The 24,093-nt window shown below is 59.9% G+C and carries 25 protein-coding genes and 1 pseudogene; 19 read left to right on the top strand and 7 right to left on the bottom strand.

Annotated features, from left to right (window positions below):
* The first annotated feature begins 33 nt into the window (after window positions 1–33).
* From CAP2UW1_RS23390 to CAP2UW1_RS25030, 6 genes and pseudogenes are all read left to right on the top strand, one after another.
* Window positions 34–285: an AbrB/MazE/SpoVT family DNA-binding domain-containing protein gene (locus CAP2UW1_RS23390; RefSeq protein ID WP_012806131.1), complete on the top strand. Its 252-nt coding sequence runs from the start codon at window positions 34–36 to the stop codon at window positions 283–285.
* Window positions 282–677 (top strand): type II toxin-antitoxin system VapC family toxin, encoded by a 396-nt coding sequence (locus tag CAP2UW1_RS23385; RefSeq protein WP_012806130.1) that lies wholly within the window; start codon window positions 282–284, stop codon window positions 675–677. Before CAP2UW1_RS23390 ends, CAP2UW1_RS23385 begins: the two co-directional genes overlap by 4 nt.
* 11 nt (window positions 678–688) lie before the next feature.
* A complete protein-coding gene (locus CAP2UW1_RS23380; RefSeq protein ID WP_012806129.1) occupies window positions 689–1,225 on the top strand; it encodes a hypothetical protein in 537 nt (178 codons plus the stop codon).
* 220 nt (window positions 1,226–1,445) lie between these two features.
* Window positions 1,446–2,063 (top strand): annotated as a pseudogene (locus CAP2UW1_RS23375) (recombinase family protein).
* A 314-nt stretch (window positions 2,064–2,377) separates the two neighbouring features.
* Window positions 2,378–3,055 (top strand): DNA adenine methylase, encoded by a 678-nt coding sequence (locus tag CAP2UW1_RS23370; protein ID WP_012806128.1) that lies wholly within the window; start codon window positions 2,378–2,380, stop codon window positions 3,053–3,055.
* Complete coding sequence (locus CAP2UW1_RS25030; protein WP_012806127.1) at window positions 3,052–3,915, top strand: 8-oxoguanine DNA glycosylase; 864 nt, start codon at window positions 3,052–3,054, stop codon at window positions 3,913–3,915. The genes CAP2UW1_RS23370 and CAP2UW1_RS25030 overlap by 4 nt, the downstream gene beginning before the upstream one ends.
* Here the strand turns inward: CAP2UW1_RS25030 and CAP2UW1_RS23360 are convergent.
* The 3 genes from CAP2UW1_RS23360 to CAP2UW1_RS23350 are packed head-to-tail and all read right to left on the bottom strand — an operon-like array spanning window position 3,862 to window position 5,553.
* Window positions 3,862–4,533, bottom strand: coding sequence for a nitroreductase family protein (locus CAP2UW1_RS23360; RefSeq protein WP_012806126.1), 672 nt, complete (start codon window positions 4,531–4,533; stop codon window positions 3,862–3,864). The genes CAP2UW1_RS25030 and CAP2UW1_RS23360 overlap by 54 nt on opposite strands.
* Window positions 4,511–5,116, bottom strand: coding sequence for a 7-cyano-7-deazaguanine synthase (locus CAP2UW1_RS23355; RefSeq protein ID WP_012806125.1), 606 nt, complete (start codon window positions 5,114–5,116; stop codon window positions 4,511–4,513). The genes CAP2UW1_RS23360 and CAP2UW1_RS23355 overlap by 23 nt, the downstream gene beginning before the upstream one ends.
* Window positions 5,113–5,553, bottom strand: a complete 441-nt coding sequence (locus CAP2UW1_RS23350; protein WP_049778709.1) for a nucleoside 2-deoxyribosyltransferase — start codon at window positions 5,551–5,553, stop codon at window positions 5,113–5,115. The genes CAP2UW1_RS23355 and CAP2UW1_RS23350 overlap by 4 nt, the downstream gene beginning before the upstream one ends.
* 244 nt (window positions 5,554–5,797) lie before the next feature.
* Here CAP2UW1_RS23350 and CAP2UW1_RS23345 point away from each other — a divergent pair, with 244 nt between their 5' ends.
* The 4 genes from CAP2UW1_RS23345 (at window position 5,798) to CAP2UW1_RS23330 (ending at window position 8,765) form a co-directional block, all read left to right on the top strand.
* Window positions 5,798–6,322: a DUF6431 domain-containing protein gene (locus tag CAP2UW1_RS23345; RefSeq protein ID WP_012806124.1), complete on the top strand. Its 525-nt coding sequence runs from the start codon at window positions 5,798–5,800 to the stop codon at window positions 6,320–6,322.
* Window positions 6,323–6,451: 129 nt separating this feature from the next.
* Window positions 6,452–7,774 (top strand): DDE-type integrase/transposase/recombinase, encoded by a 1,323-nt coding sequence (locus tag CAP2UW1_RS23340; RefSeq protein ID WP_012806123.1) that lies wholly within the window; start codon window positions 6,452–6,454, stop codon window positions 7,772–7,774.
* A 2-nt stretch (window positions 7,775–7,776) separates the two neighbouring features.
* Window positions 7,777–8,571 carry an ExeA family protein gene (locus tag CAP2UW1_RS23335; RefSeq protein WP_012806122.1) on the top strand — a complete coding sequence of 265 codons (795 nt, stop codon included), beginning with the start codon at window positions 7,777–7,779 and terminating at the stop codon, window positions 8,569–8,571.
* Window positions 8,568–8,765, top strand: coding sequence for a hypothetical protein (locus tag CAP2UW1_RS23330; RefSeq protein WP_012806121.1), 198 nt, complete (start codon window positions 8,568–8,570; stop codon window positions 8,763–8,765). Before CAP2UW1_RS23335 ends, CAP2UW1_RS23330 begins: the two co-directional genes overlap by 4 nt.
* Window positions 8,766–8,826: 61 nt before the next feature.
* Here the strand turns inward: CAP2UW1_RS23330 and CAP2UW1_RS25025 are convergent, their stop codons facing one another.
* The 3 genes from CAP2UW1_RS25025 to cadR form a co-directional block, all read right to left on the bottom strand.
* Window positions 8,827–9,549, bottom strand: a complete 723-nt coding sequence (locus CAP2UW1_RS25025; protein ID WP_081444321.1) for a carbohydrate kinase family protein — start codon at window positions 9,547–9,549, stop codon at window positions 8,827–8,829.
* A 550-nt stretch (window positions 9,550–10,099) separates the two neighbouring features.
* A complete protein-coding gene (locus tag CAP2UW1_RS23320) occupies window positions 10,100–10,702 on the bottom strand; it encodes an ImmA/IrrE family metallo-endopeptidase (protein ID WP_012806119.1) in 603 nt (200 codons plus the stop codon).
* A 153-nt stretch (window positions 10,703–10,855) separates the two neighbouring features.
* Window positions 10,856–11,296, bottom strand: coding sequence for a Cd(II)/Pb(II)-responsive transcriptional regulator (gene cadR, locus CAP2UW1_RS23315; protein ID WP_008063281.1), 441 nt, complete (start codon window positions 11,294–11,296; stop codon window positions 10,856–10,858).
* An 83-nt stretch (window positions 11,297–11,379) separates the two neighbouring features.
* Here cadR and CAP2UW1_RS23310 point away from each other — a divergent pair, with 83 nt between their 5' ends.
* The 4 genes from CAP2UW1_RS23310 (at window position 11,380) to CAP2UW1_RS23295 (ending at window position 18,520) form a co-directional block, all read left to right on the top strand.
* Entirely contained in the window at window positions 11,380–13,785 is a 2,406-nt protein-coding gene (locus CAP2UW1_RS23310) for a heavy metal translocating P-type ATPase (RefSeq protein ID WP_008063280.1), read from the top strand.
* Window positions 13,782–14,861 (top strand): signal peptidase II, encoded by a 1,080-nt coding sequence (gene lspA / locus CAP2UW1_RS23305; RefSeq protein WP_008063278.1) that lies wholly within the window; start codon window positions 13,782–13,784, stop codon window positions 14,859–14,861. Before CAP2UW1_RS23310 ends, lspA begins: the two co-directional genes overlap by 4 nt.
* 129 nt (window positions 14,862–14,990) lie before the next feature.
* Entirely contained in the window at window positions 14,991–15,551 is a 561-nt protein-coding gene (locus tag CAP2UW1_RS23300; protein ID WP_012806060.1) for a recombinase family protein, read from the top strand.
* Between the two features lie 2 nt (window positions 15,552–15,553).
* Window positions 15,554–18,520, top strand: a complete 2,967-nt coding sequence (locus tag CAP2UW1_RS23295; RefSeq protein ID WP_012806061.1) for a Tn3 family transposase — start codon at window positions 15,554–15,556, stop codon at window positions 18,518–18,520.
* A 190-nt stretch (window positions 18,521–18,710) separates the two neighbouring features.
* Here CAP2UW1_RS23295 and CAP2UW1_RS23285 read toward each other — a convergent pair whose 3' ends face one another.
* Window positions 18,711–19,037, bottom strand: a complete 327-nt coding sequence (locus CAP2UW1_RS23285) for a helix-turn-helix domain-containing protein (RefSeq protein WP_012806117.1) — start codon at window positions 19,035–19,037, stop codon at window positions 18,711–18,713.
* Between the two features lie 172 nt (window positions 19,038–19,209).
* Between CAP2UW1_RS23285 and CAP2UW1_RS25875 the strand changes: the two genes are divergently transcribed.
* The 5 genes from CAP2UW1_RS25875 to CAP2UW1_RS23265 are packed head-to-tail and all read left to right on the top strand — an operon-like array spanning window position 19,210 to window position 23,570.
* A complete protein-coding gene (locus CAP2UW1_RS25875) occupies window positions 19,210–19,374 on the top strand; it encodes a hypothetical protein (RefSeq protein WP_012806116.1) in 165 nt (54 codons plus the stop codon).
* Window positions 19,375–19,432: 58 nt separating this feature from the next.
* Window positions 19,433–20,692, top strand: coding sequence for a nucleotidyltransferase domain-containing protein (locus CAP2UW1_RS23280; protein WP_012806115.1), 1,260 nt, complete (start codon window positions 19,433–19,435; stop codon window positions 20,690–20,692).
* Complete coding sequence (locus CAP2UW1_RS23275) at window positions 20,692–21,147, top strand: hypothetical protein (protein ID WP_012806114.1); 456 nt, start codon at window positions 20,692–20,694, stop codon at window positions 21,145–21,147. Before CAP2UW1_RS23280 ends, CAP2UW1_RS23275 begins: the two co-directional genes overlap by 1 nt.
* 48 nt (window positions 21,148–21,195) lie before the next feature.
* A complete protein-coding gene (locus CAP2UW1_RS23270) occupies window positions 21,196–22,131 on the top strand; it encodes an S-4TM family putative pore-forming effector (RefSeq protein WP_012806113.1) in 936 nt (311 codons plus the stop codon).
* The gene (locus tag CAP2UW1_RS23265) at window positions 22,128–23,570 is read left to right on the top strand and encodes an SMODS domain-containing nucleotidyltransferase (RefSeq protein WP_012806112.1); all 1,443 of its coding nucleotides are present in this window, start codon (window positions 22,128–22,130) and stop codon (window positions 23,568–23,570) included. Before CAP2UW1_RS23270 ends, CAP2UW1_RS23265 begins: the two co-directional genes overlap by 4 nt.
* Window positions 23,571–24,093 lie beyond the last annotated feature (523 nt).

Raw genomic sequence — 24,093 nt, 5'->3', positions numbered from 1 at the left:
CGTCAACCTACGAGATTGCGAGGGCACAGCACCATGACCACATTGACTGTTACCGCACGGGGACAAGTGACGTTTCGGAAGGACGTACTGCAACACCTCGGCATCAGGCCAGGCGACAAGATCGAGCTGGACTTACTGCCAGATGGTCGGGGCGTACTCAAGGCGGCGCGGCCCGCTGGGACGATATCCAGCTTCGTCGGCCTGCTCGCGGGCAGGACGCAGAAGGTTGCCACCATCGAAGAAATCAACGAGGCGGCGGCGCTTGGATGGGCAGGCAAGAAATGAAGGTCGCAGTCGATACCAATGTCCTTGTGCGTGCTGTTGTGCTCGACGATCCCGTACAAGCGAACGTTGCCGCGACAGTCTTGACCGACGCCGAGTTGATCGCGGTAGCAACGCCGTGCCTATGCGAATTTGTTTGGGTGCTGCTCCGGGTATATGGCTTCCAGCAAGCCGACGCGGCCGGCGCGATCCGGGCACTACTTGCCGCTGCGAACGTGGAAGTGAACCGGCCAGCCGTGGAGGCCGGCTTGCTGGTGCTCGACGCGGGCGGAGATTTTGCCGATGGCGTTATTGCCTACGAGGGCAATTGGCTTGGCGGGGAAACCTTCGTTTCCTTCGATAAGAAGGCGGTGGCACTTCTCACGGCTCAAGGGCAATCAACGCGCCTTTTGTGACGGACATGAGCATGAACGAATTCCGCCGACTGGCCGCGAAGATCGACCAGCACATGCAACAGTTTGCCGCCCAGGGCGTCAGCGAGGCCCATGCCGTCATCAATCGCATGATGGGGTACGTGCCTGACCTGCACAGGATATGGGTCGGCACGACCGACCAGCAACTCATGGCGCTGTCCCGCGAGTTCCCAGGGTTCTACCGCTACGCCCGCATCATGGAAGAGGCGTCCGAAGCCGAACGCAACAAGGCATCGCGGCCCTATGACGGCATGGCCGAGTTCTCCGAACAGCACAAGCAAATGGGAGCGCAACTGCTGACCACTGCGGCCACGCTTGAGCGCGGCTACCAGGCATTTCGTGCGAGCGGCAACCTGCAAGTCTTCCGGCCTCAGCTCGACGATCTGGGCCGACTGCATCGGCAATGGCTGTCCGACCTGGACGCCTTCAAAGACTCGCTGCGTGCGCAGGGCGCAGAACCCAAGGTGCTGGAATACGTGAACGAGGTGTTCGGCCGCCTGGTCGAGCACATCAAGCAGCTTTCCGGGTGATCGCCGGAATTTCCGGCGGTTCCGGCTTCGTCGCGCCGTGCATTGGACTTCTGAGCAATCCCAGCCCCTCGCGGCGTTTCGTGCATAGAACTCCTGACCTTTGACGGTCAGAAGTCCGCTGCACACACGGCGGCCAGCCCAATGAACTGGTGCAGTCGTCTTCTGAAAATGACAAGCTCACGCTGTCACATAATCGAACGTATATGTGACAGGTGAAGAGATGTTGATCGGCTACATGCGGGTATCAAAAACGGACGGCTCCCAATCCACGGATCTGCAGCGCGATGCATTGATCGGCGTCGGGGTGAGTCCTTCACATCGCTACGAAGATCTGGCTTCAGACAGACGAGATGATCGACCGGGATTGGCTGCTTGCCTGAAAGCGCTCCGTAAAGGCGACACGCTGATCGTGTGGAAGCTCGATCGGCTCGGCCGTGATCTTGCGCCATCTGATCAACACCGTGCACGACCTGACTGCGCGTAGCGTGGGATTGAAAGTCCTGACCGGTCACGGTGCGGCGGTCGACACGACGACCGCAGCGGGCAAGCTTGTGTTCGGAATTTTTGCTGCGCTGGCCGAGTTCGAACGGGAGTTGATTTCCGAGCGGACCGTGGCCGGGCTTGCCTCGGCACGCGCACGCGGCAGGAACGGCGGGCGGCCGTTCAAGATGACCGCCACGAAACTGCGCGATTGGCCATGGCGGCGATGGGGCAGCCGGAAACCGTGGTTGGTGATCTGTGTGGGGAACTCGGCGTCACTCGACAGACGTTGTACCGGCACGTCTCGCCAAACGGCGAGTTGCGTCCAGATGGACTGAAGTTGCTTTCGCGGGGATGATCTTAGCCTGGAGGTGGATTGCTCACTACGGCAAATTGTCGTCAGCAAGCCACAAAAAGTCAGTGGCCGCTTATGGTTTGGAGCGGCCAGCCAGACCCGTTACTGGGGTTGTAAGCCGGAACCTGTGGTTCCGTGGGAGTGGCGACGTGTCAAGCGTGGCGGATAACCTGCGGCACTACGCTTGCCGTTGATTGTTGCCGAGGTTTCACGCTTCTTGATTCGACGGCTTCCTAAGCGACGGTTTGCCGTATCGCTGGACGACATTTTCCTTTCATCAAGTTGACATCATCGTCAGTTCTGGCGATGATCCACCTATGCGTTACCCAGGGGGAAAAGGCAAGTGCTTCCAGCGGTTGATCAATCTGATGCCGCCGCACTCGATCTATATTGAGTCTCATCTTGGCGGTGGCGCCGTCATGCGCAACAAGCGACCGGCAAGGCGGAACATCGGAATCGACGCCGATAGGTCCGTCATAGAACGGTGGCACCGTGAGCGCCCAACACCTTGCGAGCTTGTGCATGGGGATGCAGTTGCCTTCCTTGAACGCTTCACGTTTTCAAGTGGCGAACTCGTCTATTCGGATCCTCCCTATCTCGCAGAGACGAGACGCAACGGAAAGATCTACCGTCACGAGTATTCTGATCGAGACCACGATCGCCTTCTTTCGATCCTGGCGGCTTTGCCTTGCATGGTGATGGTCTCCGGCTATGACAGCGAGTTGTATCGCGAATGGCTGGCTGACTGGCGATTGGTGACCTTTTCGGCAAAGACCCATTTCGGTGTTCGGCAGGAGTGCGTGTGGCTGAACTTCGAAGAGCCATCAGAGTTGCACGACGCTTCGTTTTTCGGCGCCTCCTTTCGTGAGCGGGAGGCGACGAAACGACGTCACTCCCGGATGCTGGGCCGTTTCGACCAAATGAATCCTGTCGAACGCAACCATGTTTTGCAGTTACTAAATGAGCGCTTTGGGAACGGACATGTGACACGATGAGACAGTCAGCACCAGTGCTACTTGGCCATACGGTTGTACAGATCGATCTGCCAAACGCCGAATCGGATGTCCTCCCCGGCTTGCCGTGGGGCGCGATCGAAGCATTCCCAACCCCAGCGTATTGGGCATATCAGGTCATGGCACGTCGCGTCACCAGCGGGCCGGCCAAGCACCGCCTTGGCGAGACTCTGGCCCAGGAAGTAGCAGCATGCCTTCTCGGCGGCCATGGAATCCCAGCGAATGTCGGACTTGCCGCTTTCCAGCGACTCAAATCCCTAGGCGTGCTCCACTCGACGCCATCGGAGGCCGATCTGTTCAGCTTGTTGTCTGAGCCTTTGCAGGTGAACGACCGGCGAATCAAATACCGCTTTGCTCGGCAGAAGGCGAGCTACCTGAGTTCAGCTTTGGCCCGCCTTGCCAGCGGATCGCCACCCCTCGATTCCGGCAAATCGCTGCGAAACTGGTTGCTCAGGTCGCCTGGAATTGGGCTCAAGACGGCATCTTGGATTGCGCGAAATTGGCTCACCGCAAACGATGTGGCCATCTTGGACATCCATGTCCTTCGTGCGGGCGCATTGGGCGGATTCTTCGATGAATCGCTCACTGTTGAACGCAACTATCTGGAGCTGGAGTCCCAGTTTCTGCGATTCAGCCAAGCGATCGGGGCCTGGCCTTCGGAGCTGGACGCTGTTTTGTGGTTTGAAATGACGAACTCCCCTCTTAGCGTGAGCGAACTCATGGGGGGCCGTCGCAGTCGGGTGCGACCTAGTGTCCCAGATACGGCTTCTTCGGGTGCCTCGTCAGCGCTACGAGCCGGCAAAAGCTACACCGACCCCCACCAAGCCAACCTCATCGAGTAACTGAGAGACCCACGGTTCTCCAGTCACTCCGAGCGGGCAGAAGCTCAAATCGAGCGCTTCCGCCGACATAGCGAGAAATCCCAGCAGTACGCCGGCATCCCGCCAAATGAGGCTTGCAGGATGAGCATACCTGGCTGCAACTTTGCCGACCTCAGCAGCGAATACGATAAGCGTTGCGTCGGCGGCCGGCACGATCGCCTCCATCGCGATGCGAGCCTCCCGTGGGTCTGAATTCGCTTTGACTGCCTTCAGAGCATGCGTGAATGCGTCGTACCTGTACCAAGTAGCTTCACCGGGGTTGATCAACAAGAGGTGAATCGGATGGATGGCGCCGGCAGAAGGCGTTGGTCGGCGTGTAATCGGAAATCCGAGCGAAGCCTCGCCCGTCTGGTGTACTCGGCAACTGAGGTCTAGAAGGGCGCCGAGGTGTTCACTTTTCAATTTACCAAAGCTGCGGCGAGTACGCCGTCTGGCAACTAATTGCGCGAAGGATAGTTCATCGACGCTACCAGGCTGCCACGCCGGTAACGGAACGGCTTCTCCGTCTGGCCAGACGATCGGAATGTAAGGATCCGGCGCTGGCAGAGGGCGCGGATTACCCAGATCGAACCAATTCATTGCCCAGTTCTCGAAGAACCTCGAAATACTTGTTACAACCTCTGCATGCGCCGCAAGCCACGTCCGCCTTGTGGCAACTGTGAGCCCATGCAAGTATCTCAAGCGGTACGCCGGATTGGCGTACGAGATCCACAGTGCTCATGCCAATGGCTGGGGCCGATACCGTCAGTCCACCTTCCTGCACAGCGAGCAAGGCGCTCATGGCGGACAAGAAGTTAGGCGTGCCGTCACGGTGAGATGCGTCGGATGCGACGGTTCCTAACCAAAGCTGCCTCACTTCAAGCGTGACAGCCTTCATTGCAGCCAGGGTTATGAGCAGTTGATTGCGATAGGGCCACCAATCGGTAGCGGGTGCTAAGGCGTTGGGTTCAAGGCCGGCCATGTCGCCAGACCCGAGGGAATGGCAATCAACTTGCAGGACATGGTGAGGGATACGCAGGCGGCGGCAAATCGCTTGGGAAGCGGTGATTTCTGCGGCGGCTGGAAGTTGCCCATAGTCGATGGTGATCGCGATGTCAGGGTGCTTCCACCAAGCGATAGAGATCGAGTCCATCCCACCTGAAAGCAGCAGTGCGGCGGTCATAGGGCGCAAGCTGTCCAAAGCGTCTGGTAGATGGCAGTGGCGTAATCGTCGCACAGCGTGCAGCCTGAACCTCCCATCATTTTCTTGTTTTCGTCAGTTTCGTTCTCACAGTAGAAGATGACGGGTTTCGCCTTGGCGCAGGTGTAACCCACCTCATAGATCGTTCCAGAATCCAGGCCGTCTCCAATCGCAAACACCAGATCGGCTTTATCAATTCCTTCAAGGTCCAGTTGGACGACATCATCCGCTGATCCATGGCCGACCTCGTGGTAAGGCGAGAACACGCGTAGTCCCATTGCTTTGAGATCGGCTAGGGCTTGTTCGACGAGCCATAATTGCGCCAACGTAAAAAATGGTCCGGCCAAATAAACCAAGGGCCGGTAGCCAGCAAGATAGGCCTTCGACACGACTACGGGTTTGGGCTTGAAAGCGTTCAAGAGATCCGGCGTCGCGAACCCCCTGGTTTGGCAGTAGTAGGCTGTCCCTTGCGAAGCCAAGTCGGCGCTGTTACGTCCGCCCCTAAACGGGATTGAAGGGCTTTGAATATCGCGCGTACTTTGAGCAGGAAGATCGAAGGATCTCCTGAGCGAAGGCGGAATGAAGAAGGACGGAGAAGGGCTGGAACACCTCTGCTATCGTGGGAAGTTATCGAGACGACCGAGATAGAAAAGAGCCCAGCCCATGCAACGAATTGTAGCCGGCATCACCACGCTTGAGCAGCACGTTGAGACGACTCAAAAGGCCGCTGAAGTGTATCGACCGAAGTCGTGCCCGCACTGCGGGCTGGGAGTGGTCCATCAGCATGGTCACTATGAGCGAAAGGCCGACCGCCGAGCCGTGCCGCCACGGCTCAACCCGATCCCCATCCTTCGCTACCGTTGTGCCGGATGCCGACGCACGTGTTCGCGCCTGCCGGAATGTATCGCACCGCGACGCTGGTATGACTGGTCGGTGCAACAGCAAGTCCTGCAGCAGCGGCTGAACGGCGCGGCAGAGCACCCCGGCGGTCCACCTGACCGGCACACGGGCGCGCGCTGGTGGAACTGGTTGCAGGAGCGGGGAAAGGACTTTGTGTTTCACCTGCGCGTGCGCTTTGCCGAACTCGGCCGGGCCGTTGACACGCACGGCTTTTGGCACCAGGTGTTCAACAGCCTGGGTCTGCCGCGGGCCATGTTCTGGCTCGATCAAGAGATGAGCGTCCCATGATTTCCTGACACCGAGCGAGTGGCGGACGGTGGGGACCCCGCCCGGGCGGGGTCCCCACACAGTTTGCTCGTGGCATTATTTCGGCCCTTTTGTTTTGATGACGACTCCCATTCACCCCGAGGAGTCGTCATGAATCGAATCAATCCGATCGCCTTGTTTCGCCTGTCCGTCCTGGGTTCGCTGACCAGCCGGGAACGGCTGGATCACGGCGAATTGCAGCAGACCATCCGCGCCCTGGCCGAGCGCGAATACACCATTCCCGGCACGCGTCGGCGCCATGTTGCCGAGAAGACGATTCAGGGCTGGTATTACACTTACCTTGCCCAGGGCATCGATGGCCTGACACCCAAGACCCGTGTCGACCGCGGGCAATCGAAGCTATCGCAAGCCATTCAGACCGCGATCCTTGCCGCGAAGCGCGACAACCCGCGCCGCTCGATCCGTCAGATTCGCCAGTTGCTCGAAGCCGCCGGAACGGTGGCTCGCGGCAGCCTGTCGCGCTCGACGGTCCACCGGCTGCTGCAACAGCACGGCCTGTCGCGGATCAGCGGCTCGGCCAGCCTGCCCGAGGAGAAGCGCAGCTTCGTCGCCGCTTCCGCGGGCGCCATCTGGTATGGCGATGTGATGCACGGTCCCCGCGTGCCTCACGAGGGCAAGCTCGTCAAGGGGTATCTCGTCTCGCTGTTCGACGATGCCTCACGTCTGGTGGCTCACAGCGCTTTCTGCCCCGGCGAAACGGCGCTCGACATCGAAGGGGTGCTCAAGCAGGCGCTGCTGAAGCGAGGCCTCCCGATCAAGCTCGTCGTCGATAACGGCGCGGCCTACCGTGCTGAGACCCTGCAGGGGATCTGCGCCCGCCTGGGCATTCACCTGATCTATTGCCGGCCCTATGCGCCCGAGGGCAAGGGCAAGTTGGAGCGCTGGCACCGGACCTGCCGCGACCAGTTCCTGTCGGAACTCGACGAGCGCCACATCAACAGTTTCGAGGACCTCAATGCGCGTCTCTGGGCCTGGCTGGAGCGGGTCTATCACCATACGCCGCATGCCGGCCTCGACGGGATGACGCCGCTCGCGCGCTACCAGCAGGATTTGTCGAAGATTCGTTCGCTGGGAGCGCTGGCCGCGCAGCTCGATGCCTTGTTCCGGTATCGCGTCAGCCGTCGAGTCAGGAAGGATGGCACGGTGTCGTATCAGGGGGCGCGCTTCGAAGTGCCTTTCGAACTCTCCGGCAAGACGGTGTGTCTGGTCGTCGATCCGCATAGCGGGGCGGTCATCGAGGTCGAGGACGAGCACGGCAAGGGGATCGGCGCCGCGACCCCGCTCGATGCCCTGGGCAATCTCGATCGCCAACGAAATAAATCCGACCCGACAGACGCCGCTCCCGCCTCGCCGTCTGGCCCGAATCTGATCGAACTCACCTATCGTCAGTATTACGACCGCAAAGGAGACTGAAGATGTATCTGCAACACTTTGGTCTGCGCCATCCGCCTCTGGGCAAGGACGCCGCCGAGCTGTGGGATGACGGTGCGCTGGCGCAACTCGCCGAGCGCTTCCAGTGGCTTCTGCAATCGCCGGGCCTCGGCCTGCTGACCGGCGAGGCCGGCGTGGGCAAGACGGCCGCCTTGCGCCTCGTGACCGCCAAGCTCAATCCGCATCGCTACCAAGTCATCTACCATGCCGAGACCGATTTCGGACGGGCAGACCTTTACCGGTGCCTGGCCCAATCCCTCGGCCTTCAGCCGAGTTATCGTCGCGCCCAACTGTGGCGCGACATCAAGGCGCATATCCATCATCTGGCCGACGCCAAGCAACTTCTGCCGGTCTGGATCCTCGACGAGGCGCAGAATCTGCCACCCGAATTCTTCCGCGATTTCCCCGCTTTTCTCAACTTCGCCTTCGATTCGCGCGATCTCATCACTGTCTGGCTGGTCGGTCACCCGATCCTCGCCCAAACCCTCGAACGGGCGTCTTACGCCGCACTCGCCGGCCGCATCCAGGCACGCGTGCATCTGCGACCGGTGCTCGAACGCGAGCGCTTTGCGCAACTCGTCGGCCATGCCCTCAAGAGCGCCGGGTGTGCGCATACCCTGCTCACCGATTCCGGCCTGGAACTCCTGCGCCAAGCCAGCAAGGGCCTGCCGCGCCACGCCGGGCGCATCCTGCGCACCGCCATGCGTCTGGCGGTGCCGCGCGCACTCAATCATTTGCCCGACGATCTGCTGCAAGCGGCTATCGAGGAGTTGCGATGAAACGCCGCCCTCACTCCCTCTTCCCCGACGGCCTCTCCGACGAAAGTGCGGCGGCGATCAGCGAGTTCCTTCACCAACTCGCCGCTGCTTGTGAGGCCCGCTACCTCGTCCAGCTTCGCCGCCACCGCAGCCGTCAGATGAACCTCTACGATCCCGAAGCCCCTTGGAGAATACCTCCAGGCGAGCCCTTCTAGCCCTCTCGTCCCACGCTGACGCCGGAACCTCTTCTTCCGGCGTCAGCGTGGGACTTTGCCATCATCTCAACCTCGAATGGCTCGGGTTGAAGAGTTCCAGATATCGCGGGACGTAACAGGCGCTCTCGACAGGCGATTTGCCTTCGTTCATCCAATGAAAGGCGAAATGGGCCACGAAGTTATCGCCAGAACCGATCTTCCAGACTCGCTTAGTTTGGTAGGCGGGGACACGGTGACCTGCGGCTCCATCATGAACCAGCGATCCCTCGGCACCAAGCTTGATGACGACGACCTGTGCCTCACTATGCTGAATGAGGTGTTCAGCCAGATTCTCTGGAGATCTGCCAGGAAGTCCAGTCATGGATTCGGCTTCGCGCCTGTTCAGGATGAGGGCAAGATTGTCAGCGGTGGATCCGTTGGTGCAGAACAGTTCAGGAGAACTCGCGCTTTGGGGGTCGTAGACGACCTGCCCCCCTTTTACAATGGCGTCGCCTTCCAAGAGCCCAAAACGAACGATCCGGTCCGCGGTGACACTGAGAGGGGGCTCTTGTTTCCCGAGCCCGTAGATACGAGGCGTTTCCAGACTATGGTGATACTCGAAGGCGATAGACTGGCTAACTTGCGTAGGAATTACATGGAAGTCTTCTAGCGCTGCACGCGATTCCAGAACTTCCTGGGCTAGCGTATCCACATAGGTGTACAGGTCCACCTGGCCGCCCATGCAGCTGATCGCAGAAGCCGCCCTGCCTGCGGAGCCAAACACCTCTTTCCATCCGGGCCACATGCACCTTTCACGATAGACGCCACCTACCACGGCAATTCGGGAAGGTACTCGTCCGTTCCCGCTCACTTGGCCCTGACCCGAACTTTGACTTGCCCTTCGTTCTTGTCTGTGACCTCTGCATAGTACTTTGTGCCTCGGAGAATGCACTCACGTAGGCTGCGGACCTCGGGGGATGCAAGGCCACCGGCAACCTCTCCGTTAAAGAGCACAACAACAGACTCAACACCGCTACCGGCTTGGACCGTGACATCTAGCTTGTCATGCACATGAATGCCGGCGAGCACTGCAGGTTTAGGCGAACTTAGCTGAGTGTCGATGACGATGGCCTCGCAATTGTCAGGTGGCGCAAAACCACCACCTCCTCCGCCCCCAGAACCAGACATCTGACCTCCTCCTATCGGCTGACTAGACGCTACATCATGACATATGCGCGACGGATGCGCCGCAGTTACCTAGTCACTGCAGGAAAATCATTCCTGTCTTGACGTGGACGCTGACGCGCTTCCGTCACCGCAAGCTTACAGCCGAGGCTCTTGGCTTGGGTCGGATTTCAGAACGTGGGCGGTGTAGTCGTCATGTCTTCGTCCGGGGCGTCATGATGTTCCACTCCTGGCGTGTCGAAGATAAGCAGAGAAAGTGACATGTCATATCGATCGGAGAGGACCGCCATCTCGCGCACGGGCAGCTTCATGGGCCAGACGCCTTCGGGGTGTTCGACACCCGATCGGTAGTCGGTCGTTGAAAGCGCTATGCTGGGATTTACGGCAAAAGAGTCCGAAGGAAGCTCCATGCCCACTTGGAGCGCGTCGAACGTGTATCTCTTCGCACTGCCACTGGCCTTCCACCAGTGCAGCATCCCCTCGCGCCCCATGACGGCGACCGCTGCTTGGTCGGTGAACTCCAACCACTTGAGGATCACAGCGGTGAGCGAAACGCCGTAGCGGTCGGCGCACTCGCCCAACAGGTCGAGAGTGATTCGACGCCCGCGCACCTGCTGGGTATAGTCGTCGATGGGCATGAGCAGATACGATGCGAACTGATCCGCTTCGCGTTCGATCCTCGTGCCCGTAATTCCCAGGGTCGCGTTTTGTGAGCACTGGAACGCCTCCTGCAACTTGCGGTGCAGGACGTAGTGCCCGAACTCGTGCGCCACGGTGAAATTGGAGCGGCCTGGCAGGTCGGGGTGCGGGTGGTACAGCAGCGCCCAGACTTTTCTCTCCTTTAGCCAGAACAGGCCACCCTCAAAGCCTTTCAGCTCCTTGGGGTCGCCTCAGAAAACGGAAAATAAAGCACGCTAAGCCCTTACTTACCCAGATGTTTGACTTTTCGTGGCACTTTCACCATGGCAATTGCAATTGCCCAACCCTTGCAAAATGCCGCACGCCTCTACAGATCGAGAGCCAGAACACTTCTCGCGCAAATCAACCAAGTGCCGCTTTAACTGCAACAGCGCGGACACACGCATTTCCACCTGTTGAATATGGGCCTCCAGCAGCGTGTTGACCTCCCCACAGTCCTGCATCGGGTTGTCTCGCAGACCCAGCAATGCGCGAATCTCGCTCAACGTCATGTCGAGCGAACGGCAATGACGGATGAATTGCAAGCGCTCAATGTGCGCCTCACCGTACAGCCGGAAGTTGCCACCGCTTCGCGCTGGCTTCGGCAGTAGCCCTTCCTTCTCGTAGTAGCGGATGGTCACAACCTCGCATCCAGAGCGCTTGGCGAGGTCGCCAATTCTGATTTCCATGCATCAATCTCCTTTATTTCACTTGACTCTATAGTAACTATAGGGTTTGTAATGGAAGTTGTATAGATTTGAAGGAGTTATTTATGAGCGAATGCGCTTCCACGGCGTGTGGCTGCTCGGCTGGGCCGATCATCCAACCCACGACACAAGCCCCAGCGACAACCGGATCGGCTCAAGCGGTGTATCGCATCGAGAACATGGACTGCCCCACGGAAGAGGCGCTGATCCGAGGCAAGCTGGTCGGGCTGGCGGGGGTGGTTGGTCTTGAGTTCAACCTGATGCAGCGTACTTTGGCCGTTCGGCACGAACTGCCTTCGTTGTTTCCCGTTGAGCAGGCGCTAACCGCCATCGGCATGCAAGCCGTGCGCATGGATCAGGCATCGACCGGGCAAACGACCAAGCTGTCCATTACCAAAATGGATTGCCCGACCGAAGAGACGTTGATCCGCAACAAGCTCGGTACCATGGCCGGAGTTGCCGATCTCGATTTCAACCTGATGCAGCGCACGCTGTCGGTACGCCATGCGGACCAGGTTCTGCCGGACGTGCTCGCGGCACTGCAAGCGCTTGGATTCGAGGCGCAGGTGTTGGACACCGCAGAGGCCGCATCGCCATCCGCATCCCTTGTGACCACGCCGACCAACTGGTGGCCGCTGGGCATCTCCTTTGTAACTGCATCGGCGGCCGAGGCGGTCTACTGGCTCCACAACGGCAATCATTGGTCGGTCGTCGTTCTGGCGCTCGTCGCGGTCTTCACCGGCGGTCTGTCCACCTACAAGAAAGGTTGGATTGCGCTCAAGAACCGTAATCTCAACATGAACGCCCTGATGTCGATTGCCGTCACGGGTGCCATGTTGATCGGGCACTGGCCCGAGGCGGCAATGGTGATGGTGCTTTTCGCGCTGGCCGAGGTGATCGAAGCCAAGTCGCTGGATCGCGCCCGCAATGCCATCCGTGGCCTGCTCGACCTGACCCCGGAACAGGCCACGGTGCAGCAGGCTGACGGCACATGGCGCGAGGTGGGTGCAAAGCAAATTGCCATCGGTAGCCGCGTCCGGGTCAAGCCAGGTGAGCGCATCGCCCTGGATGGTGAGGTGCTGGAAGGCCGCTCTGCCGTCAACCAAGCCCCGATCACGGGTGAAAGCCTTCCGGTCGAGAAATCCCCCGGTGATCCGGTGTTTGCGGGCACGATCAACGAATCCGGTTCATTCGAGTACCGCGTCACCGCCGTGGCCAGCAACTCCACATTGGCCCGCATCATTCACGCGGTAGAGGCTGCCCAAGGAAGCCGTGCGCCGACTCAGCGCTTTGTCGATCAGTTCGCCCGCTGGTACACGCCCATTGTTTTCGGTGTTGCCATCGCCGTCGCGTTGTTGCCACCGCTGTTCATGGGTGCGGCATGGCTCGACTGGATTTACCGTGCATTGGTTCTGCTGGTGGTCGCCTGCCCGTGCGCACTGGTGATCTCTACGCCGGTCAGCATCGTCAGCGGCCTGGCCGCTGCCGCCCGCCACGGCATTCTCATCAAGGGCGGCGTCTATCTGGAAGAAGGCCGCAAGCTGCGCTGGCTGGCTCTGGACAAGACCGGCACGATCACGCACGGCAAGCCCGCACAGACCGATTTTGTCACTTGGGGCAATGCACTCGCCGCAAACAGCCGCAGCATCGCTGCCAGTCTGGCGGCTCGTTCCGACCACCCTGTATCCAAAGCGGTGGCACAAGCCGCGCAGACGGATGGGGTTGCCTTACTCGACGTAGCCGAGTTCAGCGCGCTGCCCGGTCGGGGCGTGCAAGGCCAAATCAACGGTGAGACCTACCATCTTGGCAACCAGCGGATGCTCGAAGCGCTGGGGCAATGCACACCAGAACTGGAACAGCGCATCGCGGCGCTGGAAACCATGGGTAAAACTGTCGTGATGTTGGTCAGCGCAAAAGGGGTTCATGCCTTATTTGCCGTAGCGGACACCATCAAGGAAAGCAGCAGGAGCGCCATTGCCGAGCTTCATGCACTGGGCATCAACACCATGATGCTGACCGGCGACAACCCCCACACGGCACAGGCCATTGCCGCACAAGCCGGGATCGACAGTGCGCAAGGCAATCTGCTCCCAGACGACAAACTGCGCGAAGTTGAGCTACTGGCCATAAAGGGCAAGGTCGGCATGGTCGGTGATGGCATCAACGATGCCCCGGCCTTGGCGCGTGCGGACATCGGCTTTGCCATGGGAGCGGCTGGCACCGATACCGCCATCGAGACCGCTGACGTGGCCCTGATGGACGACAACCTGGGCAAGATTCCGACCTTCGTGCGCCTGTCGCGTGCGACGGCGCAGGTGCTGATGCAAAACATTGTGCTGGCCCTTGGCATCAAGGCAGTATTTCTGGTGCTGACCTTCACGGGTCAAGCGACCATGTGGATGGCGGTGTTTGCTGATATGGGGGCCAGCTTGCTCGTCGTTGGCAATGGCTTGAGGCTGTTGCGCAAATGAGCTGGAAATTCTTTCTCTACGACTGGGGTGGTCTAAACATCGCGTTGTTCCAAGCCATCAACATGAGCACACCTGCAGCGCTGGAACCGCCGGTATCGTTCTTCAACCTTGTGATAGGCAACTACTGGACTGCACCACTGATGCTCTTGGCGATGTGGGGATGGTCAAAGTCGGCACCTGACCCAACGCGGGCCGATGCCATCCGGTACAGACTCAGAGTCTTTAGCGTGGCCTTTGCGTTGGCATTTCTCGTCGCCACCATCTTGAAGCTATGGATCGACTTTCCACGCCCGCCTGCCGTTTTTGGCGACATGGTGCGCGTTATCGGGGGCATCGAACGACACTACAGCCTGCCCAGCGGGCATGCCACCTATGCCGCGCTGGTGGTCGGCGCGCTCTGGCCTTTGATAGGCCGTCGTGGCCGCATCGGCTTGGTGTTGTACGCCGCATTGGTCGGTTGGTCACGCATCGCAGCCGGAATGCACTTTCCTGCCGATGTGCTGGCGGGGTGGGTACTTGGATTGAGCTGCACGGCGCTCGCCGGGTGGCTGATGCCGCTGGCCGCCCCTGTGTGGCAATCGGCTCGCCGCACATCGACTTGGGTCTGGTTCGCAGTGGCCGCCAGTTCTGTCATGACAGATCAGCTCGCAAAGTTCGCCATCACCCGCACGTTTGCCTACGGTGAACAGGTCGAAGTCAGCACCTTCTTCAACATTGTCCATGTCCTGAATCCCGGCGCGGCATTCAGCTTTCTGGCGAACGCTGGCGGCTGGCAACGTTACTTTCTCATGGCGCTGGGTCTGGTCGTTTCTGCTTGGCTGGGCCGCATGCTGTGCCAGCAGCGGCCACGCCTTGAAGCGGTGGGCTACAGCCTGATCCTTGGTGGTGCGCTCGGCAATGTCGTGGATCGTGTGCTGCGTGGATCGGTTGTCGATTTCCTCGACTTCCATTGGCAGCTTGTGCACTGGCCCGCCTTCAACCTCGCTGATGTGGCGATAACTATCGGAGCGCTCTGCCTGTTCTTGACGGTTGTACCGAAAAGCAGTAGAGGCACAGAGGCCGATGTGTCCGGTTAAGCTATACCCTAACTTGGCGTCAAGTGCTGCACTCGAAATGCGTCAGGATAGAGTATTAATGAATATTTATTGACACATGTAGCAAAGGCTTATAAATTCTTTCCTGACACATTTGTGCAGGAGACACCCTTGAAAGGTCAACGCATCGGGTACGTGCGGGTCAGCAGCTTCGATCAGAACCCGGATCGCCAGCTTGAGCAGGTCCAGGTGGACAAGGTATTCACCGACAAGGCGTCGGGCAAAGATACGCTGCGCCCGCAGCTCGACACGCTGCTGACCTTCGTGCGCGAAGGCGATACCGTGGTGGTGCACAGCATGGATCGCCTGGCGCGCAACCTCGATGACTTGCGCCGCCTCGTGCAAAAGCTCACCAAGCGCGGCGTACGAATTGAGTTCGTCAAGGAATGCCTGACCTTCACCGGCGAGGATTCGCCGATGGCCAATCTGATGCTGTCCGTGATGGGTGCATTCGCCGAATTCGAGCGTGCCCTGATCCGCGAGAGGCAGCGCGAGGGCATTGCGCTGGCTAAGCAGCGCGGTGCCTACCGGGGCCGCAAGAAAGCCCTGTCGCCAGAGCGTGCGGCCGAGTTACGTCAACGGGCCGACGCAGGCGAACAAAAGTCGAAACTGGCGCGCGAGTTCGGCGTCAGTCGGGAGACCCTGTATCAATACTTGAGAACGGATCAGTAAATATGCCTCGTCGTTCCATCCTGTCCGCCGCCGAGCGGGAAAGCCTGCTGGCGTTGCCGGACACCAAGGACGATTTGATCCGGCATTACTCGCTCAGTGATAGTGACCTTTCGATCATCCGGCAGCGGCGCGGGCCTGCGAACCGGTTGGGCTTCGCGGTGCAGCTTTGCTACCTGCGCTTTCCCGGCATTCTCCTTGGCGTCGATCAGCCGCTGTTCCTGCCCTTGCTGAAACTGGTCGCCGACCAGCTCAAGGTCGGTGTTGAAAGCTGGAACGACTACGGGCAGCGGGAACAGACCCGGCGCGAGCACCTGGTCGAACTGCAAACGGTGTTCGGCTTCCAGCCGTTCACCATGAGCCATTACCGACAGGCCGTCCACACGCTGACCGAGCTGGCCATGCAGACCGACAAAGGCATCGTGCTGGCCAGCGCCTTGATTGAGCAACTGCGGCGGCAGTCGATCATCCTGCCCGCGCTCAACGCCATCGAGCGCGCCAGTGCTGAGGCCATCACTCGCGCCAACCGACGCATCTATGAAGCCCTGTCCGAGCCGCTGTCGAACGGACACCGGCATCGCCTCGACGATCTGCTGAAACGCCGCGACAACGGCAAGATGACCTGGCTGGCCTGGCTGCGTCAGTCGCCTGTCAAACCGAACTCCCGCCACATGCTCGAACACATTGAGCGCCTCAAAGCCTGGCAGGCCCTCGACCTGCCTTCTGGCATCGAGCGGCTGGTTCACCAGAACCGGCTGCTCAAAATCGCCCGCGAGGGCGGCCAGATGACGCCCGCCGACCTGGCCAAGTTCGAGCCGCGGCGGCGCTACGCCACCCTCGTGGCGCTGGCCATCGAAGGCATGGCCACCGTCACCGACGAAATCATCGACTTGCACGACCGCATCCTGGGGAAGCTGTTCAACGCCGCCAAGAACAAGCATCAGCAGCAGTTCCAGGCTTCTGGTAAAGCCATCAACGCCAAGGTGCGACTGTACGGGCGCATCGGTCAGGCGCTGATCGACGCCAAACAGTCAGGCCGCGACCCGTTCGCGGCCATTGAGGCCGTCATGTCCTGGGACGCTTTCGCCGAGAGCGTCACCGAGGCGCAAAAGCTCGCGCAGCCCGATGACTTCGACTTCCTGCATCGCATCGGCGAGAGTTACGCCACCTTGCGCCGCTACGCGCCGGAATTCCTTGCCGTGCTCAAGCTGCGGGCCGCGCCCGCCGCCAAGGGTGTGCTTGATGCCATCGAGGTGCTGCGCGGTATGAACACCGACAACGCCCGCAAGGTGCCAACCGATGCCCCGACCGACTTCATCAAGCCGCGCTGGCAGAAACTGGTGATGACCGACGCTGGTATCGACAGACGCTACTACGAACTGTGCGCCCTGTCGGAACTCAAGAACTCCCTTCGCTCGGGCGACATTTGGGTGCAGGGTTCGCGCCAGTTCAAGGACTTCGAGGACTACCTGGTGCCGCCCGATAAGTTCACCAGCCTCAAGCAGTCCAGCACATTGCCGCTGGCCGTTGTCACCGACTGCGACCAATATCTGCACGACCGGCTGACCCTACTGGAAACGCAGCTTGCCACCGTCAACCGCATGGCGGCGGCCAACGATCTGCCCGATGCCATCATCACCGAGTCCGGCTTGAAAATCACGCCGCTGGATGCGGCGGTGCCCGACACCGCGCAGGCGCTGATCGACCAGACGGCCATGATCCTGCCACACGTCAAGATCACCGAATTGCTGCTCGAAGTCGATGAGTGGACGGGCTTCACCCGCCACTTCACGCACCTGAAATCGGGCGATCTGGCCAAGGACAAAAACTTGCTGCTAACGACGATCCTGGCCGACGCAATCAACCTGGGCCTGACGAAGATGGCTGAGTCCTGTCCCGGCACGACCTACGCCAAGCTCGCCTGGTTGCAAGCCTGGCATACCCGCGACGAAACCTATTCGACGGCGCTGGCTGAATTGGTGAACGCCCAATTCCGGCATCCCTTCGCCGAGCATTGGGGCGACGGCACCACGTCATCATCGGACGGCCAGAACTTCCGCACCGGCAGCAAGGCCGAGAGTACCGGCCACATCAACCCGAAATATGGCAGCAGCCCAGGACGGACGTTCTACACCCACATCTCCGACCAGTACGCGCCGTTCCACACCAAGGTGGTAAATGTCGGCGTGCGCGACTCCACCTATGTGCTCGATGGCCTGCTGTACCACGAGTCCGACCTGCGCATCGAAGAACACTACACCGACACGGCGGGCTTCACCGATCATGTCTTTGCTCTGATGCACCTCTTGGGCTTCCGCTTCGCGCCGCGCATCCGCGATTTGGGAGACACCAAGCTCTACATTTCCAAGGGCGAAACCGCCTATGACGCGCTCAAGCCGATGATCGGCGGCACGCTCAACATCAAGCATGTCCGCGCCCATTGGGACGAAATTTTGCGGCTGGCCACCTCGATCAAGCAGGGCACGGTGACGGCCTCGCTGATGCTCAGGAAGCTCGGCAGTTACCCGCGCCAGAACGGCCTGGCCGTCGCCCTGCGCGAGTTGGGCCGCATCGAGCGCACGCTGTTCATCCTCGACTGGCTGCAAAGCGTCGAGCTGCGCCGCCGTGTGCATGCCGGGTTGAACAAGGGCGAAGCCCGCAACGCACTGGCCCGGGCCGTGTTCTTCAACCGCTTGGGCGAAATCCGCGACCGCAGTTTCGAGCAGCAGCGCTATCGGGCCAGCGGCCTCAACCTGGTGACGGCGGCCGTTGTGCTGTGGAACACGGTCTATCTGGAGCGCGCAGCGCAAGCGTTACGTGGCAATGGCCATACTGTCGATAACGCGTTGTTGCAGTACCTGTCGCCGCTCGGCTGGGAACACATCAACCTGACCGGCGACTACCTCTGGCGCAGCAGCGCCAAGATCGGCGCGGGCAAGTTCAGGCCGCTACGACCATTGCAACCGGCTTAGCGTGCTTTATTTTCCGTTTTCTGAGACGACCCCTCCTTGGCTTGCAACTCCCCGATGGGGGCCTCTGGCACCACGTTTCTAGACCATTCCTGCGCCAGCGCTCCGGCATTGATCGGAAACGTGAGGCCATGGACGGCGCGCCATAGTCGCGCCATCTTGATTGCCTCACGCTTGGGAGAGAGCGGCGCGATCAAGGGCCGGCCTTCTTGTCGAGTACGCTGAGGATCTCCTGTAACTGCTGCTTCACCCCGTTGTCCAGCGACTGGTACTTGCGGAAGAACGCCTCGTCGGCCACGTCGATCGAGGGTTCGGCGACGTCATCGTTCATCAGGAACTCGGGTGTCACGCCCAGGACCTTCGCCACCTCGTGGATCCGGTCTGCGGAGGGGCGGGCCTTTTCCTTGTTTTCCAGTTCCCACACAGATGACTTGGACGCGCCGATCTGCTCCGCGAACTGCTCCAGAGTCAGGCCTGCCTTCTTCCGCAGTGCGCGGACCTTTTCACCCAATGCTGGCATCTCGTTCGGCTTTCCGATAAAAAAAATTCTTGACTCCGGAAGTTCGGAAGTTCATACTTTTAATTATGTGCTTTCCGAACTTAATGCGCAACCCCGACTTGGTAACACAGCCTGCCGGGGAGAGGCCACTGGGCGGAACGTCGCAATCAACCAATCCTAAAAGGGGATGACCATGAGCAAGATATTGAAGCCCGGCACGCCGGCACCGAGGTCCGGTCAGTACAAGAACCCGGGTACGGGGAATGAAGTGACCGGGGTGAAGGGCAAGCCCTTGCCCCCCACGCCGCGGCCGGGTCAAGGCTACACGCTGGTGGATCCCACCAAGCACAAGCGCTGAGCTGGGACGACTCCAGGTGTAGCGGCAACAAAGAAAGACAACAACCTCAAGGAACCCCGTGATCTGCGAACCTGTGACTCTTCCCCAACGCCCCCTCATCTCGACGCGGTCGTCCGCCCGTTTCTTCCACTTGGTGGATGCCATCGCCCGGGCAAACGAGCCAACGCCGACCCAGTTGACGGCGCTGGAACGTTCATACAACAGCACCGGCGAATTTCTTTCGGGCTGCTCGGAGTTCCATGGCGATCTGATCCAGATCCATGCCCACGGCTCTCGCCAGCTGGGCACCATTGTGCGGCCACGGGATGGCTCACGGGAGGGCTTCGACATCGACTTGATCGCCCGGCTCACGCCAGAGGCTCGTCGCAAATACGAAGGCGACCGCGGTCCGGCCTTGCTGCTCGATCGTTTGCACGGGGTGCTGTCTCGTTACGCCGAGGCGCACGGGCTGCAGCTGCATCGCTGGGAACGTTGCGCGACACTTGAGTATTCTGACGGCATGTTTGCCGACATCGCGCCTGTTATCGATGCGCCGCTGCTCGCGGCGCCGTTCGGAGACACGCATGGGCTCATCCCAGATCGCGAACTTCGGCGTTTCGACTCGACAAACCCGCGTGGCTACGCGAAGCACTTCGATCTGGCCGCCGCCATCTCTCCGAACTTCACGGCCGCTCTGAGCTTCTCGGAGGCGATGGACTCCGTGACGCGCGCGGACGTCACCCCTTTGCCGGACGCACAGGAGGTGTTCGGCCGGCTCCTGTGCCGCTTGGTTCAGCTGTTGAAGCTGCATCGCAATGAGGCATTCGGCGTCGTACAAGTCGGCCAGGACATGGCGCCGTCGTCGGTCTTCCTGACGACGCTAGCCGCTATGGCCTACGCGGTGGAGGCGCCACAACCGCATGAAAGTCCCTTGGAACTGCTGCTTGATATCGTCGTGCGCATGCCGCTGCACTTCGAGCGCATCTCGCGGCCCGATGGCACTGAAGAATGGGTATTGCCCAACCCGTCGGCGCCGAAGGACAACCTCGCAGCGAGCATGAATTTGCCAGCGCGGCAGGAGGCATTCTTTTTCTGGCACCGGCGACTGATCAGCGACCTGAACCGCATCTTGAATGCGATCGAACATCATGAAGGTATGGACGTGCTCCTCAAGGCACTGCAAGCCGCTTTCGGTTCTCACAGCGCCGGAGCCATTCAGCAGGCGCAAGCTGAGCGCCAAAGCGCAAGCCGCGCTGCCGGCCGGGTGACGTTGATTTCTTCGGTGGCCGCTGCGCCGATCAACGTCCCGGTGCGTTCGCACACCTATTTCGGGCGTTGATGACGCGCTATCCCATTGCGCCGACCCCTACGTTGGCCCAGCGGGCATTGGAGCTACGCGCGTTGCCTCTCGACGGTGCGCGACTTGTGTTCTTCTCGGGCCGCGCCTTGCACTACCGGTTTCGCCTGGCGCCCAGCGAGTTCGGCCGGATTTATACGTGCGAACTTCGTCTTACGCCAGACGCCCGGGCACCGGAGATGTTCGTGCTGGATCCCGACTTGAAGACCCTGGCGGACGAAGAAGCCCTGCCTCATATCTATCCCAGCAAGGGGGTAGGCACCAAGCTGTGTCTGTGGTGGCCCAAGCAGCGCGAATGGCTGCCGCAGATGAAGCTGTCGGAGACCTACATTCCCTGGACTTCAGAATGGCTGTGGTACTTCGAGGATTGGCTCGCAACAGGCACCTGGTCTGGCGGGGGTAATCATCCTCGGATACGCGTGACGCGCTGGGCATGAGGAATGTCGGTGGCTAAGGAGAGCGCGGCAACACAACAAGGAAAAGAGATGAATGAAATCGACAAGCAGCAGGTTCAGCCGAGAATGCTGAACCTGCTGCGTGCCCGGACGCTGATCTACCGGCGCGCCAAGAACTACCAGGCCGTCGGGCTGGTGATCTCGCTGGGGCTGCCGTTAGTGGGGCTCGCAGCAGCAGCGCTGTTTTCAGCGTCGAAGCCGTTCATCGCGCTCTTTGCCCTGACCTTCAGCTACTTGGAAGTGCTGTTCTTCGACCCCTGGCTCAGAACGCAACTCAAGACTGCTGCCAAGCTGCAGGAGGACTTCGATTGCACGTTGTTGGGAATGGACTGGAACGTATTTCTGGCCGGCAGTCGGGTCGACCCTGAACAAGTGTTCGAGGATGCCTGTAGAACACTCAGCGCGAAAGACGAGAAGCGTCTGCTGGATTGGTACCCACTGACCGTCAATGCCCTGCCGCTTCATCTGGCCAGACTCGTGTGCCAGCGCACCAATATCTGGTACGACAGCGCGTTGAGAAAGCGCTACCGAATGGTTTTGCTGTTCGGTGCCGTTGCGATCATGTTTTTTGTCGGAATGGGCTCCCTGTGGATCGACACCACCATAACCTCGTTCGTCCTGTCGACGTTGGCCCCGATGACGCCCATGATGATCTGGGCATTGCGGGAGCGCAATCGGCACGCGGCGACTTGCGAATTGCTGGACCGCTTGAACGAGGACGTGAAGAAGCTCTTCGACAAGTCGCGTGCAGGGGCAACGGAACAAGAAATCAGCATGAGGTCGCGTGAGTTGCAGGATGCCATCTACAACCATCGCGTTTCCAGCCCGCTGATCTTCGACTGGATCTACAACCGACTGCGCAGCCAGATGGAGGAGCGCATGAATGCCGGCGCTCAGGAACTGGTCGACCAACTGCGACTAACACCCGCGCCAATGACCATGACTACAAAGTGGGATGAAAAATGAAGCTAATCCAGGACTTCAACACCTTCTTGGTCTACACGGTCAACCTCAACAGCACACGGTTCGGCCAACTCGAGAATGGCATTGAGGCCATCAAGACCTCGGTGAGAGGGCTAAATTGGAAGCCAACGATCGTCGGATTCGCGGCACACGGGTCGTGGGCGCACAAGACCATCATCAAACCTTTGTCCGGGGATCCGTTCGATGTAGACCTGCTGGTATACGTAAAGCCCGTCGCAAGATGGGAAGCGAAGGACTACATCAACGAACTGTATGCCGAGATGGGAAAGCGCGGATTGTACAAGGACAAGATCCGTCGGTACTCGCACTGCATCACCATCGAGTACGCTGGCGAGCGCAAGATCGACGTGGCGCCCTGCGTGAAGGAGCGCCTTCAATCGGGCGCCTGGGAGGTGTGCAACCGCGGTACCAACTCTTTCGAGAAGTCCAACCCGCTGGATTACACGAACTGGCTAATCGAACGTAATGCCATCAGCGGGAGCAATAATTTTCGCAAGACAACCCGCTTGCTGAAATATCTGCGAGACATCAAGACGAACTTCACGTGCCCGTCCTTTCTGCTGACGACGCTGCTAGGAATGCAGGTCTATGCATCGGACAAGGGGACGCCTGGTTTTGTCGATGTCCCCACGACACTGAAAACGCTGATTGACCGTCTTGACGATTGGCTACAGGCGAACCCAAGCAAGCCGACGGTACGCAACCCCGTACTCTTCGAAGAAATTCAGAGCAACGCCTGGGACGATACGAAGTACAGCAACTTCCGAGCGAAGGTCAACCTGTACCGCGGCTGGATCGATGACGCGTATGACGAGCCGGACAAGGAGGAGAGCATCGGCAAGTGGCAGCGTGTCTTTGGGGACGACTTTGCGGTTCGAGAAGCCGAGGAAAAGGCGAGCAAGGTCAGCGAAGTGGCGCTGGCAGCGATCAGGGGAACGCCGTTATTGGAGGGCGTTGGCGACCTGGTAGCGCTGGTGAAAAAGATCGGCCGGGCGGCGTTGCCAAGCGGATTTGATCGGCTGCCGCACATGCGCCGCCCCCGATGGCGAAACGTGCTTGGCACTCGCCTGAGCGTGAATGTCGGCGCGCAGTTGTGGACGGCGCGCGACGGGCAGCAACTCCATACGCTTCGCAGCCTAGAGCCTTTGACGTCTGGGTTTTGGGTGCGTTTCAACGCCAGAAACAATCAGGGGCTTCCGTTCCCGGATACCTACAAGGTCGAATGGCGTGTGACGAACACGGACGAAGTCGCACGTCGTGCCAATGCCCTTCGCGGCGACTACTACCGATCGGATAGTTCGGGGGTACGCTGGGAGCAGTTGTCATACCGTGGGGTTCACATGGTGGAGGCGTTCCTGATTCGCAAAACCGACGACGTCCTCCTTGGAAAAAGCGAGCCGTTCTATGTGGTCATCGAATAGCGGTGGTGGAGTGCGGCTGATGTCGAGTGTGGAGCGTACGCAATGTTTGCTCAGCGCAACTGCACCAAACAGGGTACAACGGCAGAATGCCCACAATCAGTCTGAAGAGGCTAGCCAGACCAGCAACTGCTGAGGCCGAGCACCAACGGCCGGATCGGACTGAGAGCAGCCGCTCAGATTTTTCAGACCACTCGCCGAAGCGCGGTCCGCGGCGCGACACGGTCACCACTGCGACCGCGAAGGCGAAGCGTTGGCCAATGCGGCATACCCACCCACCATGGCGACCGACGCTCCACAAGGCAAGTAGAAAATGCCCAAGACATGCAGACTTAAGCTTTTAGTCAGCCTGAAGTAATCGCATCATCGAGGTCGTTGGCGCTGTCTCGCCTTGGACCTGGCCTGTCGACTGCGGCGTCGAAGAAACGGGGTGCGTGCACACCGCTACCTGTAGCGACGCAAAATGATGTTGGCCCAGACGCACAATCAAGAGGGCTTTCTGACGCAAATTAGTTGAGACGGATAG

The sequence above is a fragment of the Candidatus Accumulibacter phosphatis genome, assembly GCF_000024165.1.
Lineage (GTDB): Bacteria > Pseudomonadota > Gammaproteobacteria > Burkholderiales > Rhodocyclaceae > Accumulibacter > Accumulibacter phosphatis.
Note: the sequence above shows the minus strand (reverse complement) of the source record. Positions and strands in the feature narration are given on the sequence as shown.